The organism is Thermogutta sp., assembly GCF_014359955.1.
Lineage (GTDB): Bacteria > Planctomycetota > Planctomycetia > Pirellulales > Thermoguttaceae > Thermogutta.
This window is the reverse complement of record NZ_JACIYL010000081.1, coordinates 1-9,863: the sequence shown is the minus strand read 5'-3', so window position 1 is coordinate 9,863 and position 9,863 is coordinate 1. Positions and strand designations below refer to the sequence as shown.

Here is a 9,863-nt window from a genome sequence, read left to right as displayed (position 1 = left end):
ATAACCCCGTTGTCTGGAGGACAGGAGCCGGCGCACGAGATGGCCGCCCGCACCGGGAGTCATTTTTCTCGAAGGATAAGCAGCCGGCAGGCAAACAGGAATTTTTTCTTTCGCGGATCTCCCAGGCGGAGACATCCTTGTTCAGCCCCTCTGGGTCTCCGTTGGCCACTGGGCGAATTTTCGCTGAGACGGCACACCGCGGACCGGTTGGACAAATTGGTTGGAAGGAAAAGTGGGTTCAGCCCTTTTTCTTCCGCTTGGAAGCAGCCGATTGGGCGGACTTCCTGGCTGAGGCCTTCTTGACAGCTTTTTTCGCAGGCTTCTTGACACGCGTCCCAACCTCCTTCTTCGGGTCGGACGGTGCCGGCTCTGTTGACGGTGCGGCATCAAGGTCGTAGAGCGTTTCTTCCCGTTTCGGGGGCAAGAGATGCTGAACGATTGTTTTAATCGAACGTCCGGACTGCTGGAAAATCGGCTCCTCTTCCTCCAAAAGGTCGCCCAAATCTTCCTCGATGCTTTCCGGATCTTCGCCCGCTTCCAACCGTCGGATGGCCTCCTCCATCGCTCCGCCGAATTCGAGGCCTGTGGACTGGGAGAGCTTGCGCATGAGGCGCGCCATCTGGCGGGGATCCTCCTCGTCCAGGTTCTCCGCCTCAGAGGCCAACTCCATCATCGCCCGTTCGAACTTCTCTTCATCGAACCCAGGGGGCAACAGGTCATCGTCTTCCTGCCCGCCCTCCCCTTTCTCCGCGTCAGATGATCCCCCGCGACCAATGGCAAACCGGGATACCCGGCGTTCCAACTGGGGACGCCCACACCGGGGGCAGTCGGGCCGTTTCTCGGTATTGATTCTGCGTGAAAAGAAGCTGTACACCGTGTGACAATCGGCGCAGTAAAACTCGTAGATTGGCACGGCTGGCTCCTTTTCTCTTTCAGGCGTATCTGCGGGTTTGTCGATGCCGCAGGCTACCGTTGAAAACCGGCTCCGCAAAGGAGTGGCTTTCGATCTGGCAACATCTCCTCCAGGCCGGTACTTGGTCGTTCTCCTATAACCTAGTTTATACTAGCTTATCGAAAACCAGAGGAGAGAGATTCGCGGTTTTGAGTTCCACAGAGCGGGAGCTTCAACGTGATTGCGGTAACCGGTGCAAAAGGCCAGTTGGGGGGAGAGTTGTGTCGCCAGTGGGGGTCAGAGGCCGTCGGCCTGGACCTACCGGAATTCGATCTTCTCGATTTCGACGGCGTCAGACGAACTCTCCGAGACCTGCATCCGGACGCGATTGTCCATGCGGCTGCCTACACCGCCGTGGATAAGGCCGAAGACGAGCCGGACAGGTGCTTCGCGATCAACGCCACCGCCACCGGCGTGCTGGCTGAGCTGGCCCGGGAACTGAACTGCCCCCTGCTTTACGTCAGCACCGACTATGTGTTCGGTGGAGAGCCGTTTCGGACGGAACCATTCCGGGAAGAGGATCCCGCTTCGCCGCAGGGAGTTTATGCAACAAGCAAATACGAAGGCGAGCTGAAAGTGCTCGCGTGGGAGAAGCACTACATTGTGCGGACGTGCGGCCTGTACGGCCGGTTGGGGGCCAATTCCCCGGGCAATTTTGTAGAGACCATGATCCGCCTGGGCCGCTCGGGGAAGTCCCTCCGGGTGGTTGATGATCAATTCTGTACTCCCAGCTACGTGGTCCATGTGGCGAGGGCGATCCGCTACTTGATCGGGACCTCCATGTTCGGAACGTTTCACATTGTTAACGATGGTTTCACCACCTGGTATCGCTTCGCATGCGAGATTTTTCGGCTTCTCAACTGGGATGTCGATATCACGCCAATCACCACGGAAGAATATGGTGCGAAAGCACCGCGTCCTCGCTTCAGTGTGCTGGACACTTCGAAATACCAGCGATTCATTGACGCCCCACCGCTCCCGCACTGGAAAGATGCCCTGGCTGAGTATCTCCGGGAAAGAGAAAAACTTGACCCAGCGCACAACGTCGTGGGTTAGCGCGAACAAAGTGTGGAAGGCCTGAAATTGGCGGGGACCAGCGGTACATCAGCCTCACAGGCCACGGACAGGACAACAGCCGTCAGTGGGCTCCGGCCATCCGTCCTGACATTTGGCCGAGCGGGTATCGCAGCGGCTTTTTGGATCGACGATCTTGAGCAAGGCTTGTTGACGTAGCCGGGGCGGCACGCTATATTGTGGGTGACATTCAGCTCTTTGTTGCTTTAAAGGAGCCTTGTCCGTGGCGCAACCGAACTCTTCCTCTTCGCGCGGAGGTTCGCTGTCGGCCGCCGAGTTTCTTGCTCTGCACAGACAGATTGCGTCCCTGGTGAAGCTGGGATTGCCTCTGGAACGTTTTCTGGCACGGTGGAACGTGGGGGGCAGCCGCCGCTGGCGAAAAACGGTCCAGGAAATCAGCGAAGCCCTCAAGCAAGGGGTGCCCCTGGAGCAAGCCCTCGAAAAAGTGGACAGAGATCTGGCACCTGTTTACGGGGCGGTGCTTCGGTTGGGAAACAGGTCGGCCCAAACCGGTGCAATCCTGGCGGACATTGGCCGATTTGGAGAGCGGGCGATCGCTGTTCGCAATCAATTGGTGGCCTCGCTGGCCTATCCTCTCCTCATTTTTCTTGTGGCTGTGGGACTGCTTGCGGGATTCCTTGCATTTGTGTTCCCCGTTCTGTTGGAAAGCCTGCGTGACTGGGGAGCTGATGGATCGGGCCTGCTCCGCGTGCTCCAGACATTGCGCGCCAGTCTGCCCTACTGGGGCCCAGCGGCTGCCCTTGTTCCCGTCGTGCTGTTTCTTTCGTGGGTCCTCTTGATTAATCGGGCCCGCATTCTGATGCCGGATTACTTTGTGTGGCGTCTGGGCTGGTTTCCGGGGGTCCGGGGGATCGTCCGAAGCGAGCAGGTCGCGGTGTTCACCGATCTTTTGTCCCTGGGAATAGAGCATGGGGTGCCGGTGGATGAAGCCGTCCGACTGGCGGGGACCATCCTGGGTGATAGGAGATGGCGGGAAGAGGCCGAACGGCTGGCGGATGCAATCAGCAATCAGAATTGGTCGGCGGCACTGGGAAAGGATTACCGCCGAATTCCCGCCGGCGTGCGATGGACCATCGTGGACGGCATCGCATCCCCCGAACTGGCGAACTCTCTGAAAAGTCTCGCTGAGCAATGGGGCCATCGGTGTGAGCGCCGGATGCAGGTGTTCCGGTCGGTTACGGTGCCTCTGGCCATCATTATTCCAGGCGTGATTGTCGTTTTTGGGATCATCCTCATTTTCGGCTGGCCCTGGTGGTCACTGCTGATGAGGATCGCAGCGTTTCATCCGTAGGCTTAAGTCGCCGCGCTATTCGCTTGCCGGCGGCACGATGTTGGGAGTCGGCTGATGAAAACCGCGCGACGCTGCCGTTCCTGTAAGGACGTGATCGAAGAGGACTGGTGGACCAAGCCCGCCTATTGTTTCAGCGAACAGCAAAGGGCGTTGGCCGCGCAGTACTGCGAGGAATGCGGTCGGGAAAAAATCCTGGGCATTTTGGAGGCCCCCGATTCACCTTGGGATCGACTGGGGCAGCGCGGCGAGGGTTGGGCAGATGCTTCTGATCCCGGTTCAATGGATAGTCAGGAAGACTGATCCAGACAACAACCGCGTGGGGCGACTTCCGGAAAAAACTGAAACCAAAAAGCGGACATTAGCGGAGAAGGGCGTATGAACTTTGGAGCGAGCTTTGGTGGCAGTCCGGTGGATTGGGAAAGACTGGCGGACGTCGTCTCTCAGAGCGTCCGTGCCGATCTTCCCCTTCCCAATGCTCTGGAAGCCCTGGCGGAGGACTGCCCCGATCAAGCCACAAAGTCCGCCTTTCGCCAACTCGCCGGATTCGTCTCCCAGGGTTTGTCCCTGCAAGATGGCCTGCGGCGGCTTTCAGAGGCTCAGTCCCGCGAATTGCGGGCCATCCTCGAGGCCAGCACCCTCTGCCCCCAACCAGGCGTGGCCCTATCAAGACTGCTTAAGCTCAAACGTCAATATCAGGAATCGCTCCGTGATCTTCGAGCGTCGGTGGGATATCCAATCCTGTGTGGCCTCGTGATCGTGGCGGGGTTACCCATTGTCCTCCTACAGTGGTTGATGGGGGGATTTTCACCGATGCATCCGGGCTTTTTTGCCGATATTGGGTCGACTTCGTGTGCGACCTGTAGCCCCGCTTCCTCTTCCTCCGAGATGCTCATTCAAATATGGGTCTGGTGGCTGGCGTCACTTCTTTTTCTGGTCATCATAGTGTTAGCCACGGCTGTTTTGCTGATCATTGCCCTGGGGCCTACCAGGCTTTCCTCCGCCAATTGGATTTACCGGATGCCTTTGGTAGGAAAGTACTACAAGACAGCAGCACTGAGCCACCTTGCCGGAGTGATGGCAGAACTGCTCGGTCAGGGAGTGCGGATGCCTGCTGCTTTAACCGCAGCCGCCAGGGTCTCGCGATGGCCCAAGTTGAAGAAGGCCCTGGAGGAAGCCAGCCGCCGTACCGCGGAGGGGATTCCCCTCGCCGAAGCGATGGCGAAATACCCGTGGATGTCGGCCACTTTCGTGGCCTTTCTGGCGGAATCTCCGCAGAACATCCCGCTGGAGGAACGCTTTCGTGCCCTCTGCTCCCTGTTTGATCGACAAACCAGTTCCCAGCGGGCAGTTTTAGAAAGAAATCTCACGGGCATCATGCTGTTGGGACTCATTCCGGCGCTGATGCCCGTTTTTGCCTGGTTTGTTGCTGTGCAATCTTATTTGGCCGCATTTTCCGGATAAGCTCTCACAACTTAGCAAGGGCCTCTGATGATACCCGAAGTTTATCCGCGGGTTATTGAGAATGTCCTCCTGCCACTTGTCGGTGGACTGGCGGGAATACTGTTTGCGATTCTCTGCCTCTGGTGGACCCGTCCCAAAGGGAAGGACTTTTTCCGGGAGACTGCCCCCTGGATCCTGGCGGTTCGGCTGGTTGCAGTGATTGTATTCGCCGCAGCAAGTTTCATTCTGTTTGGGCCGTTGGGGATATTCGTCCTCTTTATCGCTATCAGTCTCATGTACACCGGCACCTCCCGATCATTCTGGCTCACTTTTTCGTCGGCTGTCAGAAATAATCTTCCTTTGCTTCCCACCTTGTCTGCCTATCTCAAAGACCAGGGAGCGCTCGAGCCGCACCCAAGTTTGCTGCGATCCCTGGCAGCCGGGCAACCAGTGGAAAAAGTGCTCCGCAGATTCCGCGTGAAACTGAGGGATCGTGTTGCCGTATATCTGGGAGCCCTCACCGGCGCCTGGGATGACGCGATTGACGTCGCCGATGAAAACGAGCTGGCACTCCGCGATGCAGAAGAACTTTTCTATGGACGGTTTGGGCTGGTCCTCGCGGCGACTGCTGCGCTGTTTGGTGCTCTCTTCATCCTGGGGCGAGTTATGAGGATGCTTGTCTTCATCGCCGAGGACTTTGGCCTTGGGGAGTTGATCACCACCCATCCCGTTTTGTCGATGATGGCGATTGTGGCCAAGACGGTCCCAAACTCCCCGTTGTTTCTCCTGGGCTTGATGCTGCTGGTGATCATTTTGACCGGATTCTACTGGACCGGCGGGCTCAACGTCCTCCGCGATCTTTTTCCGTTTACCGAATGTTCTTCCCACGTCCGCAGTCTAATCCTGCAAGGGCTGGCGCTCGGGACACGTGCCGAAAAAACCTATCCCGCGATTCTGGAAGCGCTTATCCATGTGTTTGCGCCACGCTTCTGGGAGGGCATCACGGCGAGCGTGCCGCTGGGTATTTCCTGGCGGTTGTGGGGAGTCCACGACGCGATCCGACGAGGGGACGACCTCGCCGACGCCCTGCTCCGCTGGCGGCTGATCAGGCCTCCAGACGCGGAAGTGCTCAGGGCCGCCGAATCGATGGGCAATCTCCCGGAGGCCCTGGAAACTCTCGCCGTCTGGTATCGCGACCGAGCGGCATCGCGGCTCCGGTGGTGGGGTATTTATGGCTATCTCATCATTGTGGCTGTAGTGGCGATCCTGGTTGCCGCGGTCTATCTGGGATGCTTTGTTTTCCTGGTTCAACTTGCGTACAGCCTCCTGTGAAGCGTAACAACACTGCCATGAAACGTCATGCGTTTCGAGGTTTCTCGATCATGCGACAGGGCCAGCCGCAACGTATGGTCGGCACCACAGGCCAGGGCAGATACCCTGGCTCCACGGCCGTCGAGCTTGTTGTTGCCGTGACGCTGCTGGCCGTCCTGACCGGCATTTGCGGCGAACTGATCGTTTCCACCGTCCGATTGAGGAGGGAAGAACGAAAGCGAGCATGGGCCCTCCAGGAGGCTGCCAACGCCATGGAAACGCTGTTCGCCAAACCCTGGGAAGAGTTGCCTGTGGACAAAAAAGAAGTCGGTCCATGTTCGTCGGCAGGGCAATCGGTGCTGGGCTCCGCAGTGGTCCGGCGGGAGGTTCTCGCAGCGGATGAAGGACGACGCCTGCTTGTGACCGTCGAATGGCCGAATGGCGAGGGCAAGGCGTCAGGAAGGGTGTCGCTGGTGGCATACCGGTTTCCTCCCGGTGCTGCTCAACCGGCGTCACAATCTTCCCGTGCAAGCGGTGTAACGAGTCAGCTCGTCCAACATGCGGACGTCCCACCAGTCGGCAGCAGTCGAGGTGAATGATGAAATCGCGGCGAGGTTTTACACTCCTCGAGATGACGCTGGTATCCGTCGTCTCGATCATCCTTTTGGCGATGGCCGTCACCCTGACAGGTATCGTCATGGGTCTCTCATCCGTGACTTCCCGTCAGGTCGAAGGTGAACGGACACTTGGGCGACTGAGTCTCGTTTTCCGCAAAGACGTACACCAGGCCGAAGGCGTGATCATCCCAAAACCAGAAAAGACGGTCTCACTCGCGGATAAGGACGAGATGATTTGTGAGCTGCGTCTGCCTCACCAGGAAATTGTGCGTTACCGGGTCCACGGCGGGATTCTGAGGGAGCGGGTTAGAGACGGCGGCGTCGTGGCCAGGGAGGGATTTCCGCTTGATCCTCGCTATCGGGTGGCAATTCATCAGGAAAGCGACGGTATTCAGACACGTGCTGTGATGACGTTGGAGCTTACTGCGGCCGATCCAACCACCGGTCATGCGCGTGGTCCCCACCGCACCTGGCAAGTTCTGGCGTATGTCGGTCGGGACCGGTTCATCCCCGCAGCCGCGTCTCACGAGTCCACAGCACCCGCACCAAAAACCCAAAAAGGGGAAGGACAACGATGAACACCCTCGTTTCCGTACCTTTCGCCCGTTCTCCCCAAGATCCGCGCCACCGTGAGACGGACGGGATGCCTCGCCAGACTCGTTGGGGTCGTGGTGTTGCGGCGCTGGCCATCCTCGTCTGTCTCGTCGTCGTTTCGACGCTTGCGGCGACACTCGCCCACCAGTTGTGGTTGCGGGTGCGCGATGCGCAGCAGGAGCGATTGCTCATCCAGGCCGACTGGTTGGTGGCATCGGCCATTGACCGTGCTCTTTACAGGATGCGGGAAAATGCGGATTACCAGGGCGAAGTTTGGGAAATACCCGAGAACGACTTGCCGGGTGGACTCCGGGGAGTGGTTCGGACGGCCGTCGAGCAGGACGGTGGAAAATCGCGGTCTTTAGTACTGGAGGTGAAACTTGTTCTTAACGAGAAAATCGTGGTGAGCGAAACACGACACCTGACGCTGCCCTGAAAAATCCGGCGTCATTGTGCATCACGGTGTCGTGCTGGGTGGTTCTGTGGAGTTTCCTCATTGCCTTGTAGCGAGCCTGAAATGATGCGGTCCCCTTTGAACACCGCGAGCGGCTGGCCCGGCTTCACCAGGAAAAAATGCTTTTTCCCTGCCGATCGCGTCATGAGAATTGTCCGACGGAGGGACGGCGATCCTGTCGGCGGAGCCGCGTTGTGCGGAGATCCCGCTCAAACACCTGGCACATTCCAGCCGATAGCCGAAGCATGTGTGGCGACACAGATAGCCCGCGCTACCCATCACGAGCAGCGGGGTATAACCCAAATCGAGCTGTGGTGCGTGGTCCTGATCATCGGCACACTCATCAGTTTGCTCCTGCCAGCGGTCCAGGCGTGTCGGGAAATGGCCCGCAACGCCCAGTGTCAGCACCACTTGCTTCAATTGGGGCTTGCCATCCGCAATTACGAAACGATCCACGGCCGGTTTCCCGCCGGGGTCGTGGAACCGGGCGGTCCTGTTCGCAACGTGCCGATCGGTTTTCATCACAATTGGCTGATCGCTGTGGTGCCCTGGATTGACCCGGTCCCTGGCCGAATGATACGGGCCGATCTGAGTGTTTATGATCCGGCCAATCTCGAAATACTGGCCGCTGAGGAAAATTGTGGCTGGACCCTTCGCTGTCCCTCATTCGTCTATAGAGGCGCCAGTCCGAGCTACGCGGGATGTCATGGTGATGAAGACAAACCGATCGACGAAAACGATCACGGGGTTTTTGTACGCAATCGATTCTTAAAGGTCGATGAAATCACCGACGGATGCAGTCACACGATCTTTCTCGGAGAAAAATTGCCCCTGGGGCTGGAATGGGGTTGGCTGAGCGGAACCCGAGCGACACTTCGCAATGCAGGAGTTCCCCTCGAGAAGTTTGCCTACCCCACGGCGTCTCTTCAAAACTCTTACTCTGTCAATACGGAAGAAACCATCCGGATCATCCAGAATCCCGAACGGGAAGACGTGGCACGGTTCTGGACTTCCTCTCAGGATGAGCGTCGCCTTTGGGGGGTGCCTCCCGACGTTCTGGCCCGCATCCCTGAGGGCCCGGCGACAACCCCCGAAGTCAAACAGGCACTGCTGCAGATCCTGGGTTCGCTTCCCGAAGGCGGCCCAATGATCGGCGGATTCGGGTCGGCACATCTCGACGGCGTCAACTTCCTGTTCGGTGATTTGTCCGTGAGAAAATTGCGATTCGACATCGAGCAAAAAGTTCTTAAGAGTCTGGCACACCGGAGCGATGGAGAGGGCACCGACGATGCCCTGCGCTAACCGGCTGACATCGCCCCCGAACAAATCTGGGATGTGAAGGCGATCAGGGAAATATGGGAGACCAATCATGAAACGGAACAGTCTGGGATTTACACTCATCGAACTTCTCGTGGTGATTGCCATAATCGGGATCCTCATCGCACTTGGTCTGCCGGCGATCCAGGCCTCCCGAGAAACGGCTCGCCGAGCCCAGTGCTCCCAGCATCTATCGCAGATCGGGTTGGCGTTGTCCCGCTACTACGCCGGCTACGAGTGTTTTCCCGCTGGTGTTGTCAACGACACCTCGCCAATTCGCAACGAACCCGTGGGCCAGCATATCGGCTGGGTCTGTCCGCTGCTTCCCTACCTCGACGCGGAAATCTACTATCGGAAGCTGGACCTGTCGAAGAGTGTCTATGATCCCAGGAACGATGCCGTGCGAACCACCACGTTGAGCCCGGTCGTTTGCCCATCGTTTCCCCGGACACAGGCCGAAGCGGCCAAATGGGCACCGTCCAACTATGCCGGGTGTTACCATCATGAGGAGGCTCCCATCGATTCCAACACGCAGGGCGCTTTCGTCCTCAATCGCTGGTTGAAAGAAGACGATTTTCCCGACGGAGTGACCTTTACACTGTTCGTGTCGGAAAAAGGAATTGACCCAGACGATCTGGGATGGGCCTCCGGTACGCGGGCAACGCTGCGGAACGCCGGAAGTCCGCCGAGTGTTTGGGCGGTCAAATCTCTGGTTTCCAGTCCTCCGGAGAAAAAGCCGGGTGCGGACGCAGAACCTCCTCAGCAAGGCGTGGAAAAGGCGGCCAGCAAGGC

Annotated in this window: 11 protein-coding genes; 10 read left to right on the top strand and 1 reads right to left on the bottom strand. The window is 58.3% G+C overall.

What is annotated here, in order from left to right; translation table 11 throughout:
• Positions 1 to 238: 238 nt before the first annotated feature.
• Positions 239 to 913: an FmdB family zinc ribbon protein gene (locus H5U08_RS04295; RefSeq protein WP_297030572.1), complete on the bottom strand. Its 675-nt coding sequence runs from the start codon at positions 911 to 913 to the stop codon at positions 239 to 241.
• A gap of 216 nt (positions 914 to 1,129) precedes the next feature.
• Here H5U08_RS04295 and rfbD point away from each other — a divergent pair, with 216 nt between their 5' ends.
• From rfbD to H5U08_RS04245, 10 genes are all read left to right on the top strand, one after another.
• Entirely contained in the window at positions 1,130 to 2,008 is an 879-nt protein-coding gene (rfbD, locus tag H5U08_RS04290; protein ID WP_297030569.1) for a dTDP-4-dehydrorhamnose reductase, read from the top strand.
• A gap of 241 nt (positions 2,009 to 2,249) precedes the next feature.
• Positions 2,250 to 3,338 (top strand): type II secretion system F family protein, encoded by a 1,089-nt coding sequence (locus tag H5U08_RS04285; RefSeq protein WP_297030565.1) that lies wholly within the window; start codon positions 2,250 to 2,252, stop codon positions 3,336 to 3,338.
• Positions 3,339 to 3,392: 54 nt separating this feature from the next.
• A complete protein-coding gene (locus tag H5U08_RS04280; protein ID WP_297030562.1) occupies positions 3,393 to 3,638 on the top strand; it encodes a hypothetical protein in 246 nt (81 codons plus the stop codon).
• Between the two features lie 75 nt (positions 3,639 to 3,713).
• A complete protein-coding gene (locus H5U08_RS04275; RefSeq protein WP_297030559.1) occupies positions 3,714 to 4,799 on the top strand; it encodes a type II secretion system F family protein in 1,086 nt (361 codons plus the stop codon).
• Between the two features lie 27 nt (positions 4,800 to 4,826).
• A complete protein-coding gene (locus H5U08_RS04270; RefSeq protein ID WP_297030557.1) occupies positions 4,827 to 6,110 on the top strand; it encodes a type II secretion system F family protein in 1,284 nt (427 codons plus the stop codon).
• Positions 6,111 to 6,160: 50 nt separating this feature from the next.
• Positions 6,161 to 6,688 (top strand): hypothetical protein, encoded by a 528-nt coding sequence (locus tag H5U08_RS04265; protein ID WP_297030556.1) that lies wholly within the window; start codon positions 6,161 to 6,163, stop codon positions 6,686 to 6,688.
• Complete coding sequence (locus H5U08_RS04260) at positions 6,685 to 7,284, top strand: type II secretion system protein (protein ID WP_297030554.1); 600 nt, start codon at positions 6,685 to 6,687, stop codon at positions 7,282 to 7,284. The genes H5U08_RS04265 and H5U08_RS04260 overlap by 4 nt, the downstream gene beginning before the upstream one ends.
• Positions 7,281 to 7,736: a hypothetical protein gene (locus H5U08_RS04255; RefSeq protein WP_297030552.1), complete on the top strand. Its 456-nt coding sequence runs from the start codon at positions 7,281 to 7,283 to the stop codon at positions 7,734 to 7,736. The genes H5U08_RS04260 and H5U08_RS04255 overlap by 4 nt, the downstream gene beginning before the upstream one ends.
• Positions 7,737 to 7,898: 162 nt before the next feature.
• On the top strand, positions 7,899 to 9,056 hold the full coding sequence (locus H5U08_RS04250; protein WP_297030549.1) for a DUF1559 domain-containing protein: 1,158 nt from the start codon (positions 7,899 to 7,901) through the stop codon (positions 9,054 to 9,056).
• A gap of 67 nt (positions 9,057 to 9,123) precedes the next feature.
• Positions 9,124 to 9,863, top strand: a 740-nt coding sequence (locus tag H5U08_RS04245) for a DUF1559 domain-containing protein (RefSeq protein ID WP_297030547.1), incomplete at its 3' end; no start/stop codon positions are given.

Bases quoted from the DNA above. Each gene is read 5' to 3' on its own strand.
- H5U08_RS04260 (WP_297030554.1), top strand. From the start codon at position 6,685: ATGATGAAATCGCGGCGAGGTTTTACACTCCTCGAGATGACGCTGGTA.
- H5U08_RS04280 (WP_297030562.1), top strand. From the start codon at position 3,393: ATGAAAACCGCGCGACGCTGCCGTTCCTGTAAGGACGTGATCGAAGAG.
- H5U08_RS04255 (WP_297030552.1), top strand. From the start codon at position 7,281: ATGAACACCCTCGTTTCCGTACCTTTCGCCCGTTCTCCCCAAGATCCG.
- H5U08_RS04270 (WP_297030557.1), top strand. From the start codon at position 4,827: ATGATACCCGAAGTTTATCCGCGGGTTATTGAGAATGTCCTCCTGCCA.
- H5U08_RS04275 (WP_297030559.1), top strand. From the start codon at position 3,714: ATGAACTTTGGAGCGAGCTTTGGTGGCAGTCCGGTGGATTGGGAAAGA.
- H5U08_RS04265 (WP_297030556.1), top strand. From the start codon at position 6,161: ATGCGACAGGGCCAGCCGCAACGTATGGTCGGCACCACAGGCCAGGGC.
- H5U08_RS04250 (WP_297030549.1), top strand. From the start codon at position 7,899: ATGAGAATTGTCCGACGGAGGGACGGCGATCCTGTCGGCGGAGCCGCG.